Here is a 24408-nt window from a genome sequence, read left to right as displayed (position 1 = left end):
GCAGGCCCGCCGGCATCTGTACGAGGAGGTGGCCACGGTCGAGGTCGCCACCGACCACCGCAGTCCCGGCGAGGTCGCCCAAGCCGTCCTGAACGCACTGGGGTTGGAGAACACCATGGCCGGGGAACGCTCCGCCCAGCCGTCGCCGCGCGGCGGGCCGGACCCCCGGCCGGAGGAGACCGTGTCGAACCATGTGACGAAGATCGAGGTCGGCGGCACCGCGGGCACCGAACCCTACGATGTGCTGATCGGCCGCCAGCTCCTCGGCGAGCTGGCCGGGTTGGTCGGCGACAAGGCCAAGCGGGTCGCCGTCGTCCACCCCGAGGCGCTCGCCGAGACCGGGGAGGTGCTCCGCACCGACCTGGCCGAGCAGGGCTACGAGACGATCGCCATCCAGGTGCCCAACGCGGAGGAGGCCAAGACCGCCGAGGTCGCCGCCTACTGCTGGAAGGCCTTCGGCCAGTCCGGCTTCACCCGCACCGACGTCATCGTGGGCGTGGGCGGCGGCGCCACCACCGACCTGGCCGGCTTCGTGGCGGCCACCTGGCTGCGCGGAGTGCGCTGGATCGCCGTCCCGACCACCGTGCTGGCCATGGTCGACGCGGCCGTCGGCGGCAAGACCGGCATCAACACCGCCGAGGGCAAGAACCTCGTGGGCGCCTTCCACCCGCCCGCGGGCGTCCTGTGCGACCTGGCCGCCCTGGACTCCCTCCCGGTCCACGACTACGTCTCCGGACTCGCCGAGGTCATCAAGGCCGGCTTCATCGCCGACCCGGTGATCCTGGACCTGATCGAGGCCGACCCCGAGGGCGCCCGCACCCCGGCCGGCCCGCACACCGCCGAACTCATCGAGCGCTCCATCCGGGTCAAGGCGGACGTCGTCTCCGCGGACCTCAAGGAGTCGGGCCTCAGGGAGATCCTCAACTACGGGCACACGCTCGGCCACGCCATCGAGAAGAACGAGCGGTACACATGGCGGCATGGCGCGGCGGTCGCCGTCGGCATGCACTTCGCCGCCGAACTCGGCCGTCTCGCAGGCCGGTTGGACGATGCCACCGCCGACCGCCACCGTACGATCCTGGAGTCGGTGGGCCTTCCGCTGCACTACCGCCACGACCAGTGGCCCAGACTGCTGGAGACGATGAAGATCGACAAGAAGTCCCGCGGCGACCTGCTGCGCTTCATCGTGCTGGACGGTCTCGCCAAGCCCACCGTCCTGGAGGGCCCGGACCCGGCCATGCTGCTCGCCGCCTACGGCGAGGTGGGACGGTAGGTCCCGCCGGGCGCCCGGTCCCGCCGTACGGCGCCGGGTGTTCCGGGTCGCGCCCGGCCGTCCACCGGACGGCCGGGAACGGTACCGTTCGGTAGGCGGCGGGGTCGGGCCCGCCGCCGACACCAATTGCCTGGACGAGACGGAGTCGCACCGGATGCAGCACGCAGTGGGTTCACCGCTGCCGCCGCCCCACCAGCCGGGGCACGGACCGACCGCCGGCCGGCCATCGGCCGCACACCACCCGGGGCCGCAGCCCCCGGGTGCGCCTCAGGGCCCCGCGCCCGTGCCCCCGCCGCAGCACCCCGGTTACCCGTCGGCCCCGCCTCCGCAGAGCCCGCACCCGTCGGCACCTCTGGCGCCGCCCGTGCCGGACGCCACGGGGCACGTCCGGTTGCCGCCGGGCGGCCCGGTCGGCACGCCCGGCGCGCCGCCCGCCCAGGCCGCGCCCGACCCGACCACCGCCACGCTGGCGGTTTTGCTGATAGGACCGGCGGGAGCGGGCAAGACGAGCGTCGCCAAGTACTGGGCCGACCACCGCCGTGTGCCCACCGCCCACATCAGCCTCGACGACGTGCGCGAATGGGTCCGCTCCGGCTTCGCGGACCCGCAGGCGGGATGGAACGACCGCGCCGAGGCGCAGTATCGTCTCGCCCGCCGCACCTGCGGCTTCGCCGCGCGCAACTTCCTCGCCAACGGCATCTCGTGCATCCTCGACGACGCCGTCTTCCCCGACCGCCCGGCGGTCGGCCTCGGGGGCTGGAAGCGCCATGTGGGCCCCGGGCTGCTGCCGGTCGTCCTCCTGCCCGGCCTGGACGTCGTCCTGGAGCGCAACGCCCGGCGCACCGGCAACCGCCGTCTCAGCGACGAGGAGGTCGCCCGCATCCACGGCCGCATGGCCGGCTGGTACGGCTCCGGCCTTCCCATCATCGACAACTCCACGATGGACATCCCCACCACGGCCCGCCGCCTGGACGAGGTCCTGACCAGAGCCATAGCCAGCCCGCCGAAGTGGTAGGGCCGGCACGGCCGCGAGCAGTCGTGTCTCCCCCGAGCCGCTGGGGGAGGCGGCCCCACTCGGCCCCTCCCGAACGGCGATGTTGAGCCATGACTCTTACGCTCGGTTCATGTCAGAGGTGTATGCGGCCCGCCGAGCCCGGCTGAGGGAACGCTGCCATGCGGGCGGCAGCGCGGCGGCGCTGGTGACTCGTCCCGCCAATGTCCGGTACCTCGCGGGAGCGTCCCCGTGCGGTGCCGTCCTGCTCCTCGCCCGGCACGAGGACATCCTGTTGTGCCAGAGCCCCCCGGAGGACCGGCCCCATGAGGGCCGTCTCGACGAGGCTCTGCGGGTGCAGGTTCTGTCCCCGTCCTCCGGCGGCGACCCGGCCGTCGCCGCCGCCGGTCTCGCCCAGTCCCAGGGGGCCGACTCGCTCGCCGTGGAGGAACACCACCTCACCGTGGCCCGTCACCGCGCCCTCGCCTCGGTGGCGCCCCGGCTGCGGCTGACGGACCTCGGCAACGCGGTCGAGCAGCTCAGGGTCGTCAAGGACGAGGAGGAGATCTCCCTGCTGAGAATCGGTGCCGAGATCGCCGACCAGGCCCTCGGTGAACTGCTGGAGTCCATCCTCGTCGGCCGCACCGAGCGTCATCTCGCCCTGGAGCTGGAGCGGCGGCTCGTCGACCACGGCGCCGACGGCCCCGCCTTCCCGACCTCCGTGGCCACCGGCCCGAACGCCGGCCGCCGAGGCCACCGGCCCACCGACCGGCGGGTGGAGGAGGGCGACTTCCTCTCGGTGTGCCTGGGCGCCTCCTACCGCGGCTACCGCTGCGAGCTCGGCCGCACCTTTGTGATCGGCACCTCTCCGGCGGACTGGCAGATCCAGCTGTACGACCTGGTCTTCACCGCCCAGCGCGCCGGGCGGGAGGCCCTGGCTCCCGGTGTCGCCTGCCGCGATGTCGACCGGGCCGCGCGTCAGGTCCTGGAAGCCGCCGGGTTCGGCGAGCATCTGCACCCGCTCACCGGGCACGGGGTGGGGCTCGAAAACGACGAGGACCCGCAGTTGTCCCCTTCGGCCATGGGTAAACTGGACGCTTGCGTGCCGGTCACCATCGAACCGGGGGTCCACATCCCGGGACGGGGCGGTGTCCGGATCGATGACACGCTCGTCGTACGCCCCGAGGCGGACGGCGGACCCGAGCTACTCACCATCACGACCAAGGAGCTTCTCGCGCTCTAGCCTCGCGCTGGGCGCCTGCACCGGGGTCGTACGTCAGTCCAGGAGATTCCGCAACCGTGGCTTCCACGAACGACCTCAAGAACGGCATGGTGCTCAAGCTCGAAGGCGGCCAGCTGTGGTCCGTCGTCGAGTTCCAGCACGTCAAGCCTGGCAAGGGTCCGGCCTTCGTGCGCACCAAGCTCAAGAACGTGCGCTCCGGCAAGATCGTCGACAAGACCTTCAACGCCGGTGTCAAGGTCGACACGGCCACTGTCGACAAGCGTGACATGCAGTTCTCCTACATGGACGGCGACTACTTCGTCTTCATGGACATGGAGACCTACGACCAGCTGCACATCGACCGCCAGACCGTCGGCGACGCCGCCAACTTCCTGGTCGAGGGCTTCGAGGCCACCGTCGCCCAGCACGAGGGCGAGGTGCTCTACGTCGAGCTCCCCGCCTCCGTCGAGCTGACCGTCGCGCAGACCGAGCCGGGCGTTCAGGGCGACCGCTCCACCGGCGGCACCAAGCCCGCCGTCCTGGAGACCGGCCACCAGATCCAGGTGCCGCTCTTCATCACCACCGGTGAGAAGATCAAGGTCGACACCCGCACCAGCGACTACCTCGGCCGGGTGAACAGCTAACCGTGGCTGCCCGTAACACGGCCCGCAAGCGTGCCTTCCAGATCCTCTTCGAGGCCGACCAGCGCGGCGCCGAGGTCCTGACCGTCCTCGCGGACTGGATCCGGCTCTCCCGGACCGACCCCCGGCAACCGCCGGTCAGCGAGTACACGATGCAGCTGGTCGAGGGCTATGCCCAGCACGTCGACCGCATCGACGAGCTGATCGGCCAGTACGCGGTCGGCTGGGCGCTCGACCGCATGCCGGTCGTCGACCGCAACATCCTGCGGCTCGGCGCATACGAGCTGATCTGGGTCGACGAGACCCCGGACGCCGTCGTCCTGGACGAGATGGTGCGGCTGGCGAAGGAGTTCTCCACGGACGAGTCGCCCTCGTTCGTCAACGGCCTGCTCGGCCGGCTGAAGGAGCTCAAGCCCTCGCTCCGCCGGGACCAGGTGTGAGAGGACCCGGCGACACGGACACCGAGGGGCCCGCAGCGATCGCGCTGCGGGCCCCTCGGCATCCATGGGGGTGCACGCCCGTCCGTCGGACCCGCAGAAGGTCCGCGGAAAGCCGTCGGGGTGGCCGGAACCGTCATGTTCCGGCCACCCCGACGGCACGTTTCTGCTCGGCCTGCGGAACGTCGCTCCGCGGAGAGGTCAGCTCTCCTCGTGGGACGCCACCGCGCGGCGTGCGTCCGCGTCCAGCACGCCCCAGCTGATCAGCTGCTCGGTGAGCACTGAGGGCGACTGGTCGTAGATGACGGCGAGTGTGCGCAGGTCGTCCTGGCGGATCGAGAGCACCTTGCCGTTGTAGTCACCGCGCTGCGACTGGATCGTCGCCGCGTACCGCTGCAGCGGACCCGCCTTCTCGGAGGGCAGCGTGGCCAGCCGCTCCAGGTCCAGGACCAGTTTCGGCGGGGGCTCGGCGGCGCCGCCCGGGGTGGTGCCCGGCAGCAGCTCCTGCACGGGGACTCCGTAGAAGTCCGCCAGCTCGGCGAGGCGCTGTACGGTCACGGCGCGGTCGCCGCGCTCGTACGAACCGACCACGACCGCCTTCCAGCGTCCCTGGCTCTTCTCCTCGACACCGTGGAGGGAAAGGCCCTGCTGGGTGCGGATCGCCCGGAGCTTGGCCCCGAGCTGTTTGGCGTATTCGCTGGACATATGGCTCCCCGACACTGTGTCGACGCGACTGGCCTGGTTCCCGCCGCGCGGCTGGTAACTCATTGTGAGGTTACGCAGCGTGACTCTCGTGCGTCAAGCCGGATGGTCCACCCCGCCGCTTCCGTGGTATCGACAGCGGGTTACGCCGAGGGGGTGGCCCGCGGGGCCCTTGGCACCTGCTACCGTGGACGGCGCAATTCCGACGTCCTTTAAATTCCGTCCCGTGAGGCGGATAAGGAGGTCCGTTTCCCATGGACACGCACGCGAACGCGCATGCGTCCGGTGCGCGGCCCGTCCTCGAGGGCCCCGACATCGCGCGGATGCTGACCCGCATCGCCCACGAGATCGTCGAGCGCGCCAAGGGCGCAGACGACGTGGTGCTCCTCGGCATCCCGACCCGGGGCGTCTTCCTCGCCCAGCGGCTCGCCGCCAAGCTCGAGCAGATCACTGAGCGCAAGGTCCCCTGCGGCTCGCTCGACATCACCATGTACCGCGACGACCTGCGCATGCAGCCCCCGCGTGCGCTGGCCCGCACCGAGATCCCGGGGGACGGCGTCGACGGCCGTCTGGTCGTCCTCGTCGACGACGTGCTCTTCTCCGGCCGCACCATCCGTGCCGCTCTCGACGCCCTGAACGACATCGGCCGTCCGCGCGCGGTCCAGCTCGCCGTCCTGGTCGACCGCGGCCACCGCGAACTGCCCATCCGCGCCGACTACGTCGGCAAGAACCTCCCCACGTCGCTGCGGGAGACGGTCAAGGTCCTGGTTGCCGAGGAGGACGGCCGCGACGCCGTGCTGCTCGGCGTCAAGCCGGCCGCCGCGGACGAGCGGCAGCCGTAACCACGCGCGCATACGCACTTCCCGACACGCCCCGTGATACGCCCCGTGTGCGTGTGCCCTCAGGCGCCCGCCTGCCCGGCCGTGTCCTTCGGGCCGTGGCACGAGCCACCACGGGCCCGGACCCCGCTTCCTCATGAAATTCCCTACGGAGCCTGACAGATGCAGCGTCATCTCATCTCGGCCGCCGACCTCTCCCGCGACGACGCCGTCCTGATCCTCGACACCGCCGAGGAGATGGCCCGGGTCGCCGACCGTCCGATCAAGAAGCTGCCGACCCTGCGCGGCCGCACCGTCGTCAACCTCTTCTTCGAGGACTCCACCCGCACCCGGATCTCCTTCGAGGCCGCGGAGAAGCGCCTGTCCGCGGACGTGATCAACTTCTCCGCCAAGGGCTCCAGCGTCTCCAAGGGCGAGTCCCTCAAGGACACCGCCCAGACCCTGGAGGCCATGGGCGTCGACGCCGTCGTCATCCGGCACTCCGCCTCCGGAGCGCCCCACCGTCTGGCGAACTCCGGCTGGATCGACGCCACCGTGATCAACGCCGGCGACGGCACCCACCAGCACCCCACCCAGGCCCTCCTCGACGCCTTCACCCTGCGCCGCCGCCTCGTCGGCCGTGACGCAGGGATCGGCCAGGACCTGTCCGGCAGGCGCGTCACCATCGTCGGCGACGTCCTGCACAGCCGCGTCGCCCGCTCCAACGTGGACCTGCTGCACACCCTCGGCGCCGAGGTCACCCTGGTCGCCCCGCCCACCCTGCTGCCGGTCGGCGTCGAGAGCTGGCCCTGCGAGGTGAGCTACGACCTCGACGCGTCCCTGCCCAAGTGCGACGCCGTGATGATGCTGCGCGTGCAGCGCGAGCGGATGAACGCCGCCTTCTTCCCCACCGAGCGCGAGTACTCCCGCCGCTACGGCCTCGACGCCGACCGCATGGCCCGGCTGCCCGACCACGCCGTCGTGATGCACCCCGGCCCCATGGTCCGCGGCATGGAGATCACCGCCGAGGTCGCCGACTCCGGCCGCTGCACCGCCGTCGAACAGGTCGCCAACGGCGTGCACATCCGGATGGCCGTCCTCTACCTGCTCCTGGGCGGCAAGGAGTCCGCCCTCACCAGCCCCCGTCCCGCCGAGGAGAAGTGACCGACATGAGCAAGACCCTGATCCGCGGTGCGAAGGTGCTGGGCGGCGCGCCGCAGGACGTCCTCATCGACGGTGAGACCATCGCCGCGGTCGGACCGGACCTCGCCGCCGAGGACGCCGAGGTCGTCGACGCCCGGGGCAAGGTCCTCCTGCCCGGACTCGTCGACCTCCACACCCACCTGCGCGAACCCGGCCGCGAGGACTCCGAGACCGTCCTCACCGGCACCCGCGCGGCCGCCGCCGGCGGCTACACCTGCGTGTTCGCCATGGCCAACACCTTCCCCGTCGCCGACACCGCCGGTGTCGTCGAGCAGGTCTGGCGGCTCGGCCGCGAGCACGGCTACTGCGACGTGCGGCCCGTCGGCGCCGTCACCGTCGGTCTGGAGGGCAAGAAGCTCGCCGAGCTCGGCGCCATGCACGAGTCCGCGGCCGGTGTCACCGTCTTCTCCGACGACGGCAAGTGCGTCCACGACGCCGTGATCATGCGGCGGGCCCTGGAGTACGTGAAGGCCTTCGACGGCGTCATCGCCCAGCACGCCCAGGAGCCGCGGCTGACCGAGGGCGCCCAGATGAACGAGGGCGTGGTCTCCGCCGAGCTGGGACTCGGGGGCTGGCCGGCCGTCGCCGAGGAGTCGATCGTCGCCCGTGACGTGCTGCTCGCCGACCACGTCGGCTCCCGCGTGCACATCTGCCACCTGTCCACCGCCGGCAGCGTCGAGATCGTCCGCTGGGCCAAGTCCCGCGGCATCCAGGTGACCGCCGAGGTCACCCCCCACCACCTGCTGCTCACCGACGAGCTGGTGCGCACCTACGACCCGGTCTACAAGGTCAACCCGCCGCTGCGCACCGCCCGCGACGTGCAGGCCCTGCGCGAGGCCCTCGCCGACGGCACGATCGACATCGTCGCCACCGACCACGCCCCGCACCCGCACGAGGACAAGGACTGCGAGTGGCCCGCCGCCGCCATGGGCATGGTCGGCCTGGAGACCGCCCTGTCCGTGGTCCAGGAGACGATGGTCGACACGGGCCTGATGGACTGGGCCCAGGTCGCCGAGCGGATGTCCTTCGCGCCCGCCCGGATCGGCCGGGCCACCGGGCACGGGCGGCCCGTCTCGGCAGGTGAGCCTGCCAACCTCACTCTCGTCGATCCGGCATACCGTGGCCGGGTGGACCCCGCGGGCTTCGCCTCGCGCAGCCGCAACAGCCCCTACCGGGGCATGGAGCTGCCGGGCCGGGTGACGCACACCTGGCTGCGGGGCAAGGCCACGCTCGTCGACGGGAAGCTCACGTGACCTCTGCACTCCTGATCGCCGCCGAGGGGACATCGGCGCCGGTCACCGACTGGGCCGCACGACTCGGCTGGGTGGCCGGTCTCCTGCTGTTCGTCGCGCTCGTCTACTGGCTCATGCGCGAGGGCTGGACATGGCGCGGCACCCTCCAGGGCGACCTGCCGCCGCTGCCTGCCGCGCCGGAGCCGCCCGGCGAGGCCAGACTGACGATGAGCGGCCGCTACCACGGCTCCACCACCGCCGGGCAGTGGCTGGACCGCATCGTGGCCCACGGCCTGGGCACCCGGAGCCGGGCCGAGCTCACCCTGACCGACGCGGGCCTGCACGTCGTCCGCCCCGGCGCGACGGACTTCTTCGTCCCCGCCGGTGCCCTGCGCGGCGCCCGCCTCGACAAGGCCATCGCCGGCAAGGTGCTCACCGAGGGCGGCCTGCTGGTGGTGACCTGGGCCCACGGCGACCGGCTGATCGACTCCGGGTTCCGCTCCGACCGGGCGGCCGAGCACCCCGCCTGGGTGGACGCACTGAACGAGATGACCGACACGACGGAAGGCGCACGATGACGACCTCCACCAGGGAATCCGCGAAGGTTCCCGCCGTACTCGTCCTGGAGGACGGCCGGGTCTTCCGCGGCCGTGCCTACGGGGCCGTGGGGGAGACGTTCGGGGAGGCCGTGTTCTCGACGGGCATGACCGGCTACCAGGAGACCCTCACCGACCCGTCGTACGACCGCCAGATCGTCGTCGCGACCGCCCCGCAGATCGGCAACACCGGCTGGAACGACGAGGACGACGAGTCCCGGCGCATCTGGGTGGCCGGATACGTCGTGCGCGACCCCGCCCGCGTGCCGTCCAACTGGCGCGCCACCCGCTCGCTCGACGACGAGCTGATCGCCCAGGGCATCGTCGGCATCCGCGCCGTCGACACCCGTGCCCTCACCCGCCATCTGCGCGAGCGCGGCGCGATGCGCGCGGGCATCTTCTCCGGCGAGGCCATCGCCCCCGAGGCCGAGCTGCTCGCCCGGGTGCAGGCCCAGCCGCCCATGAAGGGCGCCAGCCTCTACGAGGAGGTCGCCACCCAGGAGGCGTACGTCGTCCCCGCGATCGGGGAGAAGAGGTTCACGGTCGCCGCGGTGGACCTCGGCATCAAGGGCATGACCCCGCACCGCATGGCCGAACGCGGCATCGAGGTGCACGTCCTGCCCGCCACCGCCGGCGTCGAGGACATCTACGCCGTGAACCCGGACGGGGTGTTCTTCTCCAACGGCCCCGGCGACCCCGCCACCGCCGACGGCCCCGTCGCCCTGATGCGGGCGGTGCTGGAGCGCGGCACGCCCCTGTTCGGCATCTGCTTCGGCAACCAGATCCTCGGCCGCGCGCTCGGCTTCGGCACCTACAAGCTGAAGTACGGCCACCGCGGCATCAACCAGCCGGTGCAGGACCGCACCACCGGCAAGGTGGAGGTCACCGCGCACAACCACGGCTTCGCCGTGGACGCGCCCCTCGACAAGGTCAGCGAGACCCCCTACGGCCGCGTGGAGGTCTCGCACGTCTGCCTGAACGACAACGTCGTGGAGGGGCTGAGGCTGCTGGACCGTCCGGCTTTCTCGGTGCAGTACCACCCCGAAGCGGCCGCGGGCCCGCATGACGCCGCCTACCTGTTCGACCGCTTCGTCTCCCTGATGGAGGGCCAGCGTGCCTAAGCGCACCGATATCCAGTCCGTCCTGGTCATCGGCTCCGGCCCGATCGTCATCGGCCAGGCCGCCGAGTTCGACTACTCCGGCACCCAGGCGTGCCGTGTCCTGAAGGCCGAGGGCCTGCGGGTCGTCCTCGTCAACTCCAACCCGGCGACGATCATGACCGACCCGGAGATCGCCGACGCCACCTATGTCGAGCCGATCACCCCGGAGTTCGTCGAGAAGATCATCGCCAAGGAGCGTCCCGACGCGCTGCTGCCCACCCTGGGCGGGCAGACGGCCCTCAACACCGCCGTCGCGCTGCACAAGAACGGTGTCCTGGCCAAGTACGGCGTGGAGCTGATCGGCGCCAATGTCGAGGCCATCCACCGGGGTGAGGACCGCGACCAGTTCAAGGAGGTCGTGGAGGCCGTCCGGCGGAAGACCGGGCACGGCGAGTCCGCCCGCTCGGTGATCTGCCACTCCATGGACGAGGTGCTGGCCGGCGTCGAGGAGCTCGGCGGCTACCCGGTCGTGGTGCGCCCCTCCTTCACCATGGGCGGCGCCGGCTCGGGCTTCGCCCACAACGAGGAAGAGCTGCGCCGCATCGCCGGCACCGGTCTCGAGCTCTCCCCGACCACCGAGGTGCTCCTGGAGGAGTCCGTCCTCGGCTGGAAGGAGTACGAGCTGGAGCTGATGCGCGACAAGAACGACAACGTGGTGGTCGTCTGCTCCATCGAGAACTTCGACCCGATGGGCGTGCACACCGGCGACTCCATCACCGTCGCCCCGGCGATGACCCTCACCGACCGCGAGTACCAGATCCTGCGCGACATCGGCATCGCCGTGATCCGCGAGGTCGGCGTCGACACCGGCGGCTGCAACATCCAGTTCGCGGTCAACCCGGAGAACGGCCGCGTCATCGTCATCGAGATGAACCCGCGCGTGTCGCGCTCCTCGGCGCTCGCCTCCAAGGCGACCGGCTTCCCGATCGCCAAGATCGCCGCCAAGCTCGCCATCGGCTACACCCTCGACGAGATCCCCAACGACATCACCCAGCAGACCCCGGCGTCCTTCGAGCCGACCCTGGACTACGTGGTCGTCAAGGCGCCCCGGTTCGCCTTCGAGAAGTTCCCCAGCGCCGACCCCACGCTGACCACCACCATGAAGTCGGTCGGCGAGGCCATGGCCATCGGCCGCAACTTCACCGAGGCCTTCCAGAAGGCCCTGCGCTCGCTGGAGAAGAAGGGCAGCCAGTTCACCTTCGTCGGCGATCCCGGCGACAAGGACGAGCTGCTGCGGGCGGCCGCCCGCCCGACCGACGGGCGGATCAACACCGTCATGCAGGCCATCCGCGCGGGCGCCACGCCGCAGGAGATCTTCGAGGCCACCAGGATCGACCCCTGGTTCGTCGACCAGCTGTTCCTGATCAAGGAGGTCGCCGACGAGCTCGCCGAGGCGCCCGAGCTGACGGCGGAGCTGCTCGCCGACGCCAAGCGGCACGGATTCTCCGACCAGCAGATCGGCGAGATCCGCGGCCTGCGCGAGGACGTGGTGCGCGAGGTGCGGCACGCCCTCGGCATCCGCCCGGTCTACAAGACGGTCGACACCTGCGCCGCCGAGTTCGCCGCGAGGACGCCGTACTTCTACTCCGCCTACGACGAGGAGAGCGAGGTCGCCCCGCGCGAGAAGCCCGCGGTGATCATCCTGGGCTCCGGCCCCAACCGCATCGGCCAGGGCATCGAGTTCGACTACTCCTGCGTGCACGCCTCCTTCGCGCTGTCCGACGCCGGGTACGAGACCGTGATGGTCAACTGCAACCCGGAGACCGTCTCCACCGACTACGACACCTCCGACCGGCTGTACTTCGAGCCGCTCACCCTGGAGGACGTGCTGGAGGTCGTCCACGCCGAGCAGCAGGCCGGCCCGGTCGCCGGGGTGATCGTCCAGCTGGGCGGGCAGACCCCGCTGGGCCTGGCGCAGGCGCTGAAGGACAATGGGGTGCCGATCGTGGGCACCTCGCCGGAGGCCATCCACCTGGCCGAGGACCGCGGCGCCTTCGGCCGGGTCCTCAAGGAGGCGGGCCTGCCGGCGCCGAAGCACGGCACCGCCACCACGTTCGCCGAGGCCAAGGCCATCGCCGACGAGATCGGCTACCCGGTCCTGGTCCGCCCCTCCTACGTGCTGGGCGGACGCGGCATGGAGATCGTGTACGACGAGGCGCGGCTGGAGGCGTACATCGCCGAGTCGACCGAGATCAGCCCCTCCCGGCCGGTGCTCGTCGACCGGTTCCTGGACGACGCCATAGAGATCGACGTCGACGCCCTCTACGACGGCGAGGAGCTGTACCTCGGCGGCGTCATGGAGCACATCGAGGAGGCCGGCATCCACTCCGGCGACTCGGCGTGCGCGCTGCCCCCGATCACCCTCGGCGGGCACGACATCAAGCGGCTGCGGGCCTCCACCGAGGCCATCGCACGCGGTGTCGGGGTGCGCGGCCTGATCAACATCCAGTTCGCGATGGCCGGCGACATCCTCTACGTGCTGGAGGCCAACCCGCGCGCCTCCCGCACCGTGCCCTTCACCTCCAAGGCGACCGCCGTGCCGCTGGCCAAGGCCGCCGCCCGGATCTCGCTGGGCGCGACCATCGCCGAGCTGCGCGAGGAGGGCCTGCTGCCGAGGAAGGGCGACGGCGGCACACTGCCGCTGGACGCGCCGATCTCCGTCAAGGAGGCCGTGCTGCCCTGGAGCCGCTTCCGGGACACCTCCGGGCGCGGCGTCGACACCGTCCTCGGCCCGGAGATGCGCTCCACCGGCGAGGTCATGGGCATCGACTCCGTCTTCGGCACGGCGTACGCCAAGTCGCAGGTCGGCGCCTACGGCCCGCTGCCGACCAAGGGCCGCGCCTTCATCTCGGTCGCCAACCGGGACAAGCGCTCGATGATCTTCCCGGCCCGTGAGCTGGTCGCCCACGGCTTCGAACTGCTGGCCACCTCCGGCACCGCCGAGGTGCTCAAGCGCAACGGCATCCACGCCACCGTGGTGCGCAAGCAGTCCGAGGGCCCCGGCCCCAACGGCGAGAAGACCATCGTCCAGCTCATCCACGACGGCGAGGTCGACCTCATCGTCAACACCCCCTACGGCACCGGCGGCCGCCTCGACGGCTACGAGATCCGTACCGCGGCCGTGGCCCGCTCCGTGCCCTGCCTGACCACCGTCCAGGCCCTGGCCGCGGCGGTCCAGGGCATCGACGCCCTCCAGCACGGCGACGTGGGCGTCCGCTCCCTGCAGGAACACGCGGGCATCCTGAACGCGACACGCAGGTGACGGCCCCGAGGGGGACACCGGGAACGGTGTCCCCCTCTTCACGAGAACGCCCTCTTCACCGGGCTTCACCGGGCTTCACCGGGACCCGCCTCCCGGGACCCCGGCCGCACACGGACCCGCTTCCCACGGACCCACGAGGAGCCAGAGAACTCAGTCATGTACAAGCTTTTCTTCCGGCTGGTCTTCCAGCGGATGGACCCCGAGCGGGCGCACCACCTGGCCGTCCGCTGGATCCGGTTCGTCGCCCGCGTCCCGGTGCTGCGCACCTTCGTCGCGGCCGTGCTCGCCCCCCGCTGCAAGGAGCTGCGCACCGAGGCCCTCGGACTGCGGATGCACGGTCCGTTCGGGCTCGCCGCCGGCTTCGACAAGAACGCCGTCGCGATCGACGGGATGGCGATGCTGGGCTTCGACCATGTGGAGATCGGCACGGTGACGGGGCAGCCGCAGCCCGGCAACCCGAAAAAACGGCTGTTCCGGCTGGTCGCCGACCGCGCGCTCATCAACCGCATGGGCTTCAACAACGAGGGCTCGCTCGTCGTCGCGGCGCGCCTGGCCTCCCGGACGCCCGTGTTCAGGACCGTCGTGGGCGTCAACATCGGCAAGACCAAGGTCGTCCCCGAGGAGGAGGCCGTCGGCGACTACGTCAAGTCCGCCGAACGGCTGGCCCCGTACGCCGACTACCTGGTCGTCAACGTCTCCTCGCCGAACACCCCCGGCCTGCGCGATCTGCAGGCCACCGAGGCGCTGCGCCCGCTGCTGAGCGCCGTGCGCGAGGCCGCCGACCGGGCCGTGCCGGGCCGCCGGGTGCCGCTGCTGGTGAAGATCGCGCCGGACCTCGCCGACGAGGACATCGACGCCGTCGCCGACCTGGCCGTGGAGCTCGGCCTGGACGGGATCATCGCCACCAACACCACCATCGCCCGCGAGGGGCTCGGCCTGACCTCCGAGCCCGCGCTGGTCAAGGAGACCGGCGGGCTCTCGGGCGCGCCCCTGAAGGAGCGCTCCCTCCAGGTGCTGCGCCGCCTCTACGCGCGCGTGGGCGACCGCGTGACGCTGATCGGCGTGGGCGGCATCGAGAGCGCCGAGGACGCCTGGCAGCGCATCCTGGCCGGCGCCACGCTGGTCCAGGGCTACAGCGCCCTCATCTACCAGGGGCCCTTCTGGGCCCGCACCCTCCACAAGGGGCTCGCCGCGCGGCTGCGCACCAGCCCGTACGCCACGCTCGCCGAGGCAGTCGGCGCCGATGTGAGGAAGGCGGGCACGACGGCATGAGCGCGATCGAACCCTTCGGCGCGCGGCTGCGCCGTGCGATGGACGAGCGCGGCCCGCTCTGCGTGGGCATCGACCCGCACGCGTCCCTGCTCCTTCAGTGGGGCCTGAACGACGACGTGGCCGGTCTGGAGCGGTTCAGCCGCACGGTGGTGGAGGCGGTCGCCGACCGGGTCGCCGCCCTGAAGCCGCAGAGCGCCTTCTTCGAACGCTTCGGCTCGCGGGGCGTCGCCGTCCTGGAGAGGACGGTCGAGGAGGCGCGGGCGGCGGGCGCGCTGGTGATCATGGATGCCAAGCGCGGCGACATCGGCTCGACGATGGCCGCCTACGCCGAGTCGTTCCTGCGCAGGGACGCGCCGCTGTTCTCGGACGCGCTGACCGTCTCGCCCTACCTCGGCTACGGCTCGCTGAAGCCCGCGGTCGACCTGGCGCGGGAGAACGGCGCGGGCCTGTTCGTCCTGGCGCTGACCTCCAATCCGGAGGGCGCGGAGGTCCAGCACGCCGTACGGCCCGACGGCCGCACCGTGGGCGCGACCGTGCTCGCGCACCTCGCCGAGGAGAACGCCGGGCAGACCCCGCTGGGCTCCTTCGGCGCGGTGGTGGGCGCCACACTCGGCGACCTGTCGTCGTACGACCTCCGGATGGGCGGCCCGCTGCTCGCCCCGGGCATCGGGGCCCAGGGGGCGACTCCGGCCGACCTCCCCCGGGTCTTCGGGCCCGTGGTGCGCGATGTGCTCCCGAACGTCAGCCGGAGTGTTCTGCGTCACGGTCCCGATGTGGGCGCTCTGCGTGATGTTTCTGAACGTTTTGTGGAGGAGGTCCGGGCCGCGGTGGCCGCACGTTGAGGGCCGGATGAGCGGTCGAGACGGATTCGGGTCTGGATGCGCCCTCGGATCAGGGGCAGTATGTTCTAAATGTCTGATCCGGCGGAGGCTGACCAGGACTTTTCCGCTGTTCTCGCTGACTCAGGCGCCCTCGACCGCTAGTCTCCGTCGAGTGGGGGCACCTCCCACGCCCTCAAGGCAGTGGGCGAGAAGGGGCAAGTGTGTTGCTCATGGCTCCCCAGGTGTGGGGCGACTAGGTTCCTCACCGGTCCGTATCCGACAGTTCGACATCCGAGGTGACGTAGGCGTGGCTCTTCCGCCCCTTACCCCTGAACAGCGCGCAGCCGCGCTCGAAAAGGCCGCCGCGGCTCGCCGGGAGCGGGCCGAGATCAAGAATCGACTCAAGCACTCCGGCGCCTCCCTGCACGAGGTCATCAAGCAGGGCCAGGAGAACGACGTCATCGGCAAGATGAAGGTGTCCGCCCTGCTCGAGTCGCTGCCGGGCGTCGGCAAGGTCCGCGCCAGGCAGATCATGGAACGACTCGGCATCTCCGAGAGCCGCCGAGTGCGGGGTCTCGGCTCCAACCAGATCGCATCCCTGGAGCGTGAATTCGGCGGCGGCGGTTCCTGATCCGAGCCCGGGGGAGGGAGTCCCGGGCACTCCGGGATTGCTGGATAATCGCCCCATGGCTGGAACAACCCGGGGGACAACCCCCGTACCCCCGGACGCACGTCCGCGGCTGACCGTGCTCTCCGGCCCCTCGGGGGTCGGCAAGAGCACGGTCGTCGCTCATATGCGCAAGAAGCATCCCGAGGTCTGGCTGTCGGTGTCCGCGACGACCCGCAAGCCCCGCCCCGGTGAGCAGCACGGCGTCCACTACTTCTTCGTCAGCGACGAGGAGATGGACAAGCTGATCGCCAACGGCGAACTGCTGGAGTGGGCCGAGTTCGCGGGCAACCGCTACGGCACGCCGCGCGCTCCCGTGATGGAGCGCCTGGAGGCCGGTGTACCGGTCCTGCTGGAGATCGACCTCCAGGGGGCACGGCAGGTCCGTGAGACCATGCCCGAAAGCCGGCTGGTGTTTCTGGCGCCTCCCTCCTGGGAGGAGCTCGTGCGCCGGCTCACCGGCCGGGGGACCGAACCCCCCGAGGTGATCGAGCGCCGGCTGCAGGCGGCCAAGGTCGAGCTCGCGGCCGAACCGGAGTTCGACGTGACCCTGGTCAACACCTCCGTCGAGGACGTGGCGCGCGAGCTGCTAGCCTTGATGGATGTCGAGCGATCGTGACAGAGGCTGTGATCGTGGCCACAGCGGTGACAGCCGCCGTGACGGTCGCGCCGACTGATTCTTTCCCACCCATCGGAAGGTAGAGCGTGTCCTCTTCCATCTCCGCGCCCGAGGGCATCATCAACCCGCCGATCGACGAGCTCCTCGAGGCCACCGACTCGAAGTACAGCCTCGTGATCTACGCGGCCAAGCGGGCCCGCCAGATCAACGCGTACTACTCGCAGCTCGGTGAGGGCCTCCTCGAGTACGTCGGTCCGCTCGTCGACACCCACGTCCACGAGAAGCCGCTCTCCATCGCCCTGCGGGAGATCAACGCGGGTCTGCTGACGGCCGAGACCGTCGAGGGCCCCGGCCGGTAAGCCGTGTCCGCGGCTTCGCGGATCGCAGCAGCTTTTCCACAGGCCCGGCAGCGAGACTGCCGGGCCTGTGGTCCGTCCGGGGGACGGGGAGCGTCCCCCGGACGGTGAGGCAGCATGAGGTCGTACGTTTCCGAGCCGGGGAGAGACGGTGGACAAGCCGAGGGTCGTTCTGGGGGTCAGCGGCGGCATCGCCGCGTACAAGGCGTGCGAGCTGCTGCGCAGGCTGACGGAGTCGGGGCACGACGTGCGGGTCGTCCCCACGGCCTCCGCCCTGCACTTCGTCGGGGCCGCCACCTGGTCCGCCCTGTCCGGCAACCCCGTCTCCACCGAGGTCTGGGACGACGTGCACGAGGTCCCGCACGTGCGCATCGGCCAGCAGGCCGACCTGGTCGTCGTGGCCCCGGCCACGGCGGACGTCCTGGCCAGGGCCGCCCACGGCCTCGCCGACGACCTTCTGACGAACACCCTGCTCACCGCCCGCTGCCCGGTGGTCTTCGCCCCCGCCATGCACACGGAGATGTGGGAGCACCCGGCCACCCAGGAGAACGTGGCCACGCTGCGCCGCCGCGGCGCGGTCGTCCTCGAACCGGCGGTCGGCCGGCTGACCGGCGCCGACACCGGCAAGGGCCGGCTGCCCGAGCCGGTGGAGATCTTCGAGGTCTGCCGCCGTGTCCTCGCCCGGGGGGTGCGCGAGCCCGACCTCACCGGCCGGCACGTCGTCGTCAGCGCCGGCGGCACCCGCGAGCCCCTGGACCCCGTCCGCTTCCTCGGCAACCGCTCCTCCGGCAAGCAGGGCTACGCCCTCGCGCGCACGGCGGTGGCCCGGGGCGCCCGGGTCACACTGATCGCCGCGAACACCGCCCTGCCGGACCCGGCGGGTGCGGACGTCGTCCGGGTCGAGACGGCCCTGCAGCTGCGGGAGGCCGTGCTGAAGGCGGCCGCGGACGCCGACGCGGTGGTCATGGCCGCCGCCGTCGCCGACTTCCGCCCCGCGAGCTACGCGACCGGAAAGATCAAGAAGAAGGACGACCAGGAGCCCGAGCCCCTCGCCCTGGTGCGCAATCCGGACATCCTCGCGGAGATATCGGCCGATCGAGCGCGGCCCGGACAGGTGATCGTGGGCTTCGCCGCCGAGACCGACGACGTCCTCGCCAACGGCCGCAGGAAACTCGCCCGCAAGGGCTGCGACCTGCTGGTGGTCAATGAGGTGGGGGAGCGCAGGACCTTCGGCGCGGAGGAGAACGAGGCCGTGGTGCTGGCCGCCGACGGCGGCGAAACCCCGGTGCCGCACGGGCCGAAGGAGGCCCTGGCCGAAACCGTGTGGGACCTCGTGGCCGCCCGGCTGGGCTGACCACCGTCCGTTTTCAGCCTTTCCCCGGTGCTTTCCGCTTTGCCGCGTGGCGGCTCTGGTCAAGTTCACCGGGCATTGGGCAGAATGCCCGTGCCGCAGGTCACAGCGCTTCCGCGAGGCGAGACAGGTGGGGCGGTGACCGGGCGCGACCGATAAACTGTTCGCGGACGACGCCGGGCGCGGTCCCCGTGTCGTCCATCAATGATCAGCCAGCAGCCGCTGCAAACCCAGGGAGCGCTGTGTCCCGTCGCCTGTTCACCTCGGAGTCCGTCACCGAGGGTCACCCCGACAAGATCGCTGACCAGATCAGTGACTCCATTCTCGACGCGCTGCTGCGCGAGGACCCGGCCTCCCGGGTCGCCGTGGAGACGATGATCACCACCGGTCTGGTGCATGTGGCCGGCGAGGTCACCACCAAGGCCTACGCGGACATCGCCACGCTGGTCCGCAACAAGATTCTCGAGATCGGCTACGACTCCTCCAAGAAGGGCTTCGACGGCGCCTCCTGCGGGGTGTCGGTGTCGATCGGGGCGCAGTCCCCGGACATCGCCCAGGGCGTGGACGCGGCGTACGAGGCCCGGGTGGAGGGCGACGACGACGAGCTGGACCGGCAGGGCGCGGGCGACCAGGGCCTGATGTTCGGCTACGCGACGGACGAGACGCCGACGCTGATGCCGCTGCCGATCTTCCTGGCGCACCGGCTGGCCAAGCGGCTGGCGGACGTGCGCAAGAACGGCACGATCCCCTACCTGCGCCCCGACGGCAAGACCCAGGTCACCATCGAGTACGACGGCGACAAGGCGGTGCGCCTGGACACCGTGGTGGTCTCCTCGCAGCACGCCAGCGACATCGACCTGGACTCGCTGCTCGCTCCCGACATCCGCGAGTTCGTCGTGGAGCCGGAGCTGAAGGCGCTGCTGGACGACGGCATCAAGCTGGACACCGAGAACTACCGCCTGCTGGTCAACCCCACCGGCCGGTTCGAGATCGGCGGCCCGATGGGGGACGCGGGCCTGACCGGCCGCAAGATCATCATCGACACCTACGGCGGCATGGCCCGCCACGGCGGCGGCGCGTTCTCCGGCAAGGACCCGTCGAAGGTGGACCGCTCGGCGGCGTACGCGATGCGCTGGGTGGCCAAGAACGTGGTGGCGGCGGGCCTGGCCTCGCGGTGCGAGGTGCAGGTGGCGTACGCGATCGGCAAGGCCGAGCCGGTGGGTCTGTTCGTGGAGACCTTCGGCACGCACAAGGTGGAGCTGGAGAAGATCGAGAAGGCGATCGACGAGGTCTTCGACCTGCGTCCGGCCGCCATCATCCGCGATCTGGACCTGCTGCGCCCGATCTACGCCCAGACGGCCGCCTACGGCCACTTCGGCCGCGAGCTGCCCGACTTCACCTGGGAGCGCACCGACCGCGTGGACGCCCTGCGCGCGGCGGCGGGGCTGTAGGGCACGGCCCGCACCGAGCCGGACCGAGGCCCGGACCCCACGGGGTCCGGGCCTCGGCGCACGCCGGGACCGCCGAGCGGGGGCAACGCTCCAGGCGCCGCCGGTTGTCGGCCCCGTTTGGTAGGAATGCAAGCGTGAGCAGCGAGAACGGTACGGGGCACGGCGACGCCGCGGGGGCGCCGCCGGAGCAGCTCGCGCTCATCCGGGAGAGCGTGCGCAAGGCCAAGGAACCCCGGGCCAAGCCGCGGACCTGGCGGGGCGCCGCGCTCGCCGAGAACCTGCCGGTGGCCCGGGTGCTGGTCGACAAGGGCGTGCTGCACCTCGACCGGTACTTCGACTACGCCGTGCCGGCCGAGCTGGACGCCGACGCACAGCCCGGGGTGCGGGTGCGGGTGCGGTTCGGGGCCGGACGGCACCGGGTGCGGGAGGGACGGCGCGAGGGCGGCGGGCTCATCGACGGATATCTGATCGAGCGACGGGCCGAGACGGACTACTCCGGGCCGCTGGCCGCGCTCGCCCAGGTCGTGTCGCCCGAGCCCGTGCTCAGCGAGGAACTGCTGGGCCTCGCACGAGCCGTCGCCGACCGGTACGCGGGCAGCGTCGCCGATGTGCTCCAGCTCGCCGTGCCGCCGCGCAACGCCCGGGCCGAGCAGCAGCCCTCCCCGGCACCGCTGCCGCCCCCGCCCGCCCCCGAGGCCGGCTCCTGGGGCCGGTACGAGCGGGGACCGGCCTTTCTGGCGGCGCTGGCCGGGGGCGCCTCGCCACGTGCCGTGTGGAACGCGCTCCCCGGACCCGCGTGGAGCGAGGAGCTGGCCCGCGCGGTCGCCGCCACGCTCGCCTCGGGACGGGGCGCGCTCGTCGTCGTACCCGACGGGAGGACCGCCGCCCGGGTGGACGCCGCGCTGACCGCCCTTCTGGGCGAGGGACGGCATGTGCTGCTCACCGCCGACGCGGGACCCGAGAAGCGGTACCGGCAGTGGCTCGCGGTGCGCAGGGGCTCCGTGCGGGCCGTGGTGGGAACGCGGGCGGCCATGTTCGCACCGGTGCACAACCTCGGGCTGGTGGCGCTCTGGGACGACGGGGACGACAGTCACAGCGAGCAGCACGCACCGCAGCCGCACGCCCGCGAGGTGCTGCTGCTGCGCACCGTGCAGAGCAAGTGCGCCTTTCTGCTGGGGGGCTGGAGCTGCACGGTGGAGGCGGCACAGCTCGTCGAGAGCGGCTGGGCCCGGCCGCTGGTCGCAACGCGGCAGCAGGTGCGCGGGGCGGCTCCGCTCGTGCGCACCGTGAGCGACGGCGAGCTCGCACGCGACGAGGCCGCCCGGGCCGCCCGGCTGCCGTCGCTCGCCTGGCAGACGGCCAGGGAGGGGCTGCGGCACGGGCCCGTCCTGGTGCAGGTGCCCCGCCGGGGCTATGTGCCGCGGCTGGCCTGCACACGGTGCCGGACGCCCGCGCGGTGCCGGCCCTGCGCCGGGCCCCTGCAGGCGCAGGACGACCGGGCGCTGCGGTGCGGATGGTGCGGGCGTGAGGAGACCGCCTGGCACTGCCCGGAGTGCGGCGCCTCCCGGCTGCGCGCCCAGGTCGTCGGGGCCCGGCGGACCGCCGAGGAGCTGGGGCGGGCCTTTCCCGCCGTGCCGGTGCGGACCTCGGGGCGCGAGCATGTGCTGGACACGGTGCCGGGCACCCCCGCGCTCGTGGTGAGCACCCCGGGTGCCGAGCCGGTCGCCGAAGGCGGGTACGCGGCCGCGCTGCTGCTGGACGGCTGGGCCATGCTCGCGCGGCCCGACCTGCGGGCGGGCGAGGACGCGCTGCGGCGCTGGATCGCGGCCGCCGCGCTGGTGCGGCCGCAGGAGGCGGGCGGCACCGTGGTCGTCGTCGCCGAGCCGGCCCTGCGGCCGGTGCAGGCCCTGGTGCGGTGGGATCCCGTCGGCCATGCGCTGCGGGAGCTGGCCGAACGCGCGGAGCTGGGCTTCCCGCCGGTGTCCCGCATGGCGGCCGTGTCCGGCCCGGAGGAGGCGGTCACCGGCTTCCTCTCCACCGTCGGCCTTCCGCGTGAGGCCGAGGTGCTGGGTCCCGTCCCGCTTCCGGTCACGCCTCCCGGCCGTCCGCGGCGCCCGGGCGCGCCCCCGCCGGGAGAGCACTGGGTCCGTGCCCTGGTCCGCGTCCCGCCCGGCCGTGGAGCCGCCCTCGCCGCCGCCCTGAAGTCCGCCCAGGCGATCCGGATGGCCAAGGGAGGCGGCGAGACGGTCCGGGTGCGCATCGACCCGCCGGACATCGGCTGACGGGCGTCCGCCGGGCCCCGGCCGTGCCGTGCCGGGCCGCCCGGGGAGGGACTCCGCGGGCGGCTGCCGCGCGGGGCGCCGCCGCCGGCGGACGCCGGGGTCCGTCTTCCCGGCCGGGCCGGGGAGACGGCGGGGGTCAGCCGTTGCGGGGGGCCGGGAAGACCGTGGTGCGGACCTCGTCGCGAAGGGCGGAGCTGCCGGCGGTGGGCTGGGCCGGCATGGAGCGGGCCGCGGGGATGCCGGTGCCGACGTTGACCGTACGGGTGCCCGAGGGCTCAGGGGTCCGCTCGGCCTCGGCCGCTGCCTGCGCGGCGGCGCGGCGGGTGCCGTAACGGCGGTGGACGGCCTGCTTGGTGACACCGAGGGCGGAGCCCACGGCGTCCCACGAGAAGCCCAGCGAGCGGTCGAAGTCCACGGCGGCCGTGACCAGGCTCTCGACACTGTCCCGCAGCTCCTGCGCGAGACGGACCGTCGGGGCGGGGGCGCGTCCGTAGACGACGAAGCCCGTGGAGGGGCCGGAGCGGCGCGGACGGTAGACGTTGCCCAGCTGGGCGGTGAGCGTGCGCAGTGCGTCCACCTGCCGGCGGACCCGCTCGATGTCCCGCACCAGCAGGTGCAGACTGGCCCGGGCCTGGGCGTCGTGAGTTGCGTGGTCGGCCATGAACAAGCCTCTCGAACCGGCGTTGAAAGGAACCGGGCCGTGCGGACGGCCCGTTGGGTCAACTCTTTCTTGACCAACGCTCCTTCGCCCCGCTGGTCACGCTGCGGGGGGCGTGGCGGCATATATGCACGCCCCGTGCATGCCCTGCGCTGCGCCCCCTGGCGCCCGCCGTCCCGTCCACCGCCCTGTCCGCTGCCCTGTCCCGCCATCGCCATCGGCCGGCGCCGCCCGCCGCCCGGCGGCCACCGGGGCGACGGGAGCCCCGGCCCGAAGGGACCCGGGCGCGTCCCGCGCCCCGGCCCTTGTCCGGGCCCGCCGGCCGCACACCTCCGGCGGACCGGCGTGTCCCGTGGCCCCGGCCTTGTCCGGCGACGGCCCTGTGGCCGTGGTCATAGACTGGTGCGCCGGTCGTCGTCCGTTCCGCCTGAGAGGGCCAAGCCGTTCCATGAAGCTCGTCTTCGCCGGTACCCCAGAGGTCGCCATTCCCGCCCTGGACGCTCTGCTCGCCTCCGGGCGGCACGAGGTGGCCGCCGTGGTCACCCGGCCCGACGCGCCGGCCGGACGCGGGCGCCGGATGGTCGCCAGTCCGGTCGCCGAGCGGGCGGAGGAGGCCGGCATCGAGGTGCTCAAGCCGCTCAAGCCGGGGGAGCCGGAGTTCCTGGAGCGGCTCAGGGAGATCGGCCCGGACTGCTGTCCCGTCGTCGCCTACGGCGCCCTGCTGCCCAGGGCCGCCCTGGACATCCCCGTCCACGGCTGGGTCAACCTGCACTTCTCCCTGCTGCCCGCCTGGCGCGGCGCCGCCCCCGTGCAGCACGCCCTCATGGCGGGGGACGAGATCACCGGCGCGTCCACCTTCCTCATCGAGGAGGGGCTGGACTCCGGTCCGGTCTACGGCACCGTCACGGAGGCGATCCGGCCCACCGACACCAGCGGCGACCTGCTCACCCGGCTCGCCCTCGCCGGCGCCGGGCTGCTCGCCGCCACCATGGACGGCATCGAGGACGGCACCCTGAAGCCCGTACCGCAGCCGTCCGAGGGCGTCTCCTTCGCCCCCAAGATCACCGTCGAGGACGCCAGGATCGACTGGACCGCCCCCGCTCTGCGCGTGGACCGTGTGGTGCGCGCCTGCACCCCGGCCCCCGGTGCCTGGACCACGTTCCGCGGCGAGCGGCTCAAGCTGATCCAGGTCGCGCCCGTGCCCGACCGCACCGACCTGGCCCCGGGCGTCATCGCCGCCGGCAAGAGGAGCGTGCACGTCGGCACCGGGTCGTACGCCGTGGAGCTGCTGTGGGTGCAGGCCCAGGGCAAGAAGCCGATGGCGGCCGCGGACTGGGCGCGCGGTGTGCGCATCTTTGGGAACGAGACCCTCGGGGGCTGACCGGCCGGCCCGG

Annotated in this window: 22 protein-coding genes; 20 read left to right on the top strand and 2 right to left on the bottom strand. The window is 72.2% G+C overall.

The features are described 5' to 3' along the window. The first annotated feature begins 181 nt into the window (after positions 1–181). The 5 genes from aroB (at position 182) to nusB (ending at position 4567) form a co-directional block, all read left to right on the top strand. Positions 182–1273 (top strand): 3-dehydroquinate synthase, encoded by a 1092-nt coding sequence (gene aroB / locus ABD224_RS11610; protein WP_344049367.1) that lies wholly within the window; start codon positions 182–184, stop codon positions 1271–1273. Positions 1274–1427: 154 nt separating this feature from the next. Next, positions 1428–2288: a Pro-rich N-terminal domain-containing protein gene (locus tag ABD224_RS11605; protein ID WP_344049365.1), complete on the top strand. Its 861-nt coding sequence runs from the start codon at positions 1428–1430 to the stop codon at positions 2286–2288. 109 nt (positions 2289–2397) lie between these two features. After that, complete coding sequence (locus ABD224_RS11600; protein WP_344049364.1) at positions 2398–3507, top strand: aminopeptidase P family protein; 1110 nt, start codon at positions 2398–2400, stop codon at positions 3505–3507. Positions 3508–3563: 56 nt separating this feature from the next. Next, positions 3564–4130 (top strand): elongation factor P, encoded by a 567-nt coding sequence (efp, locus tag ABD224_RS11595; RefSeq protein WP_344049363.1) that lies wholly within the window; start codon positions 3564–3566, stop codon positions 4128–4130. 2 nt (positions 4131–4132) lie between these two features. Continuing rightward, entirely contained in the window at positions 4133–4567 is a 435-nt protein-coding gene (gene nusB / locus ABD224_RS11590) for a transcription antitermination factor NusB (RefSeq protein ID WP_344049362.1), read from the top strand. Between the two features lie 198 nt (positions 4568–4765). Here the strand turns inward: nusB and bldD are convergent, their stop codons facing one another. Next, the gene (bldD, locus tag ABD224_RS11585) at positions 4766–5269 is read right to left on the bottom strand and encodes a transcriptional regulator BldD (protein WP_067397717.1); all 504 of its coding nucleotides are present in this window, start codon (positions 5267–5269) and stop codon (positions 4766–4768) included. 251 nt (positions 5270–5520) lie between these two features. On the opposite strand from bldD, the gene pyrR reads away from it, so the two are divergent. The 14 genes from pyrR (at position 5521) to ABD224_RS11515 (ending at position 22356) form a co-directional block, all read left to right on the top strand. After that, positions 5521–6108 (top strand): bifunctional pyr operon transcriptional regulator/uracil phosphoribosyltransferase PyrR, encoded by a 588-nt coding sequence (gene pyrR / locus ABD224_RS11580; protein ID WP_344049361.1) that lies wholly within the window; start codon positions 5521–5523, stop codon positions 6106–6108. A gap of 159 nt (positions 6109–6267) precedes the next feature. Beyond that, positions 6268–7248 carry an aspartate carbamoyltransferase catalytic subunit gene (locus ABD224_RS11575; RefSeq protein ID WP_344049360.1) on the top strand — a complete coding sequence of 327 codons (981 nt, stop codon included), beginning with the start codon at positions 6268–6270 and terminating at the stop codon, positions 7246–7248. A gap of 5 nt (positions 7249–7253) precedes the next feature. Continuing rightward, positions 7254–8540, top strand: a complete 1287-nt coding sequence (locus ABD224_RS11570; RefSeq protein ID WP_344049359.1) for a dihydroorotase — start codon at positions 7254–7256, stop codon at positions 8538–8540. Then, the gene (locus ABD224_RS11565) at positions 8537–9097 is read left to right on the top strand and encodes a PH-like domain-containing protein (RefSeq protein WP_344049358.1); all 561 of its coding nucleotides are present in this window, start codon (positions 8537–8539) and stop codon (positions 9095–9097) included. Before ABD224_RS11570 ends, ABD224_RS11565 begins: the two co-directional genes overlap by 4 nt. Continuing rightward, positions 9094–10236, top strand: coding sequence for a glutamine-hydrolyzing carbamoyl-phosphate synthase small subunit (gene carA, locus ABD224_RS11560; RefSeq protein WP_344049357.1), 1143 nt, complete (start codon positions 9094–9096; stop codon positions 10234–10236). Before ABD224_RS11565 ends, carA begins: the two co-directional genes overlap by 4 nt. Further along, positions 10229–13537, top strand: a complete 3309-nt coding sequence (carB, locus tag ABD224_RS11555; protein ID WP_344049356.1) for a carbamoyl-phosphate synthase large subunit — start codon at positions 10229–10231, stop codon at positions 13535–13537. The genes carA and carB overlap by 8 nt, the downstream gene beginning before the upstream one ends. Positions 13538–13693: 156 nt before the next feature. Further along, on the top strand, positions 13694–14809 hold the full coding sequence (locus ABD224_RS11550) for a quinone-dependent dihydroorotate dehydrogenase (protein WP_344049354.1): 1116 nt from the start codon (positions 13694–13696) through the stop codon (positions 14807–14809). After that, the gene (pyrF, locus tag ABD224_RS11545) at positions 14806–15651 is read left to right on the top strand and encodes an orotidine-5'-phosphate decarboxylase (protein ID WP_344049353.1); all 846 of its coding nucleotides are present in this window, start codon (positions 14806–14808) and stop codon (positions 15649–15651) included. The genes ABD224_RS11550 and pyrF overlap by 4 nt, the downstream gene beginning before the upstream one ends. 286 nt (positions 15652–15937) lie before the next feature. Then, positions 15938–16261 carry an integration host factor gene (locus ABD224_RS11540; RefSeq protein ID WP_344049352.1) on the top strand — a complete coding sequence of 108 codons (324 nt, stop codon included), beginning with the start codon at positions 15938–15940 and terminating at the stop codon, positions 16259–16261. 55 nt (positions 16262–16316) lie between these two features. Continuing rightward, positions 16317–16916, top strand: a complete 600-nt coding sequence (gene gmk, locus ABD224_RS11535) for a guanylate kinase (RefSeq protein ID WP_344049351.1) — start codon at positions 16317–16319, stop codon at positions 16914–16916. A gap of 86 nt (positions 16917–17002) precedes the next feature. Then, complete coding sequence (rpoZ, locus tag ABD224_RS11530) at positions 17003–17275, top strand: DNA-directed RNA polymerase subunit omega (RefSeq protein ID WP_344049350.1); 273 nt, start codon at positions 17003–17005, stop codon at positions 17273–17275. Between the two features lie 148 nt (positions 17276–17423). Beyond that, the gene (gene coaBC / locus ABD224_RS11525; protein ID WP_344049349.1) at positions 17424–18626 is read left to right on the top strand and encodes a bifunctional phosphopantothenoylcysteine decarboxylase/phosphopantothenate--cysteine ligase CoaBC; all 1203 of its coding nucleotides are present in this window, start codon (positions 17424–17426) and stop codon (positions 18624–18626) included. Between the two features lie 239 nt (positions 18627–18865). Then, complete coding sequence (gene metK, locus ABD224_RS11520) at positions 18866–20074, top strand: methionine adenosyltransferase (RefSeq protein ID WP_344049348.1); 1209 nt, start codon at positions 18866–18868, stop codon at positions 20072–20074. A 134-nt stretch (positions 20075–20208) separates the two neighbouring features. Further along, positions 20209–22356: a primosomal protein N' gene (locus ABD224_RS11515; RefSeq protein ID WP_344049346.1), complete on the top strand. Its 2148-nt coding sequence runs from the start codon at positions 20209–20211 to the stop codon at positions 22354–22356. Between the two features lie 136 nt (positions 22357–22492). Here the strand turns inward: ABD224_RS11515 and ABD224_RS11510 are convergent, their stop codons facing one another. Beyond that, positions 22493–23017 carry a hypothetical protein gene (locus ABD224_RS11510; protein WP_344049345.1) on the bottom strand — a complete coding sequence of 175 codons (525 nt, stop codon included), beginning with the start codon at positions 23015–23017 and terminating at the stop codon, positions 22493–22495. Between the two features lie 445 nt (positions 23018–23462). Here ABD224_RS11510 and fmt point away from each other — a divergent pair, with 445 nt between their 5' ends. Beyond that, positions 23463–24395 carry a methionyl-tRNA formyltransferase gene (gene fmt, locus ABD224_RS11505; RefSeq protein ID WP_344049344.1) on the top strand — a complete coding sequence of 311 codons (933 nt, stop codon included), beginning with the start codon at positions 23463–23465 and terminating at the stop codon, positions 24393–24395. Positions 24396–24408 lie beyond the last annotated feature (13 nt).

The sequence above is a fragment of the Streptomyces thermoalcalitolerans genome (genome assembly GCF_039525155.1).
In the GTDB taxonomy this organism is placed as follows: Bacteria; Actinomycetota; Actinomycetes; order Streptomycetales; family Streptomycetaceae; genus Streptomyces; species Streptomyces thermovulgaris.
The sequence above is the reverse complement of the archived record's forward strand: the minus strand, read 5'-3'. Positions and strand labels throughout refer to the sequence as shown.

What these genes read in the sequence shown, in the direction of transcription:
- ABD224_RS11605 (WP_344049365.1), top strand. Translation starts at nt 1,428, where the DNA reads ATGCAGCACGCAGTGGGTTCACCGCTGCCGCCGCCCCACCAGCCGGGG.
- ABD224_RS11600 (WP_344049364.1), top strand. Translation starts at nt 2,398, where the DNA reads ATGTCAGAGGTGTATGCGGCCCGCCGAGCCCGGCTGAGGGAACGCTGC.
- bldD (WP_067397717.1), bottom strand. Translation starts at nt 5,269, where the DNA reads ATGTCCAGCGAATACGCCAAACAGCTCGGGGCCAAGCTCCGGGCGATC.
- pyrR (WP_344049361.1), top strand. Translation starts at nt 5,521, where the DNA reads ATGGACACGCACGCGAACGCGCATGCGTCCGGTGCGCGGCCCGTCCTC.
- ABD224_RS11575 (WP_344049360.1), top strand. Translation starts at nt 6,268, where the DNA reads ATGCAGCGTCATCTCATCTCGGCCGCCGACCTCTCCCGCGACGACGCC.
- ABD224_RS11570 (WP_344049359.1), top strand. Translation starts at nt 7,254, where the DNA reads ATGAGCAAGACCCTGATCCGCGGTGCGAAGGTGCTGGGCGGCGCGCCG.
- carA (WP_344049357.1), top strand. Translation starts at nt 9,094, where the DNA reads ATGACGACCTCCACCAGGGAATCCGCGAAGGTTCCCGCCGTACTCGTC.
- ABD224_RS11550 (WP_344049354.1), top strand. Translation starts at nt 13,694, where the DNA reads ATGTACAAGCTTTTCTTCCGGCTGGTCTTCCAGCGGATGGACCCCGAG.
- pyrF (WP_344049353.1), top strand. Translation starts at nt 14,806, where the DNA reads ATGAGCGCGATCGAACCCTTCGGCGCGCGGCTGCGCCGTGCGATGGAC.
- gmk (WP_344049351.1), top strand. Translation starts at nt 16,317, where the DNA reads ATGGCTGGAACAACCCGGGGGACAACCCCCGTACCCCCGGACGCACGT.
- ABD224_RS11510 (WP_344049345.1), bottom strand. Translation starts at nt 23,017, where the DNA reads ATGGCCGACCACGCAACTCACGACGCCCAGGCCCGGGCCAGTCTGCAC.
- fmt (WP_344049344.1), top strand. Translation starts at nt 23,463, where the DNA reads ATGAAGCTCGTCTTCGCCGGTACCCCAGAGGTCGCCATTCCCGCCCTG.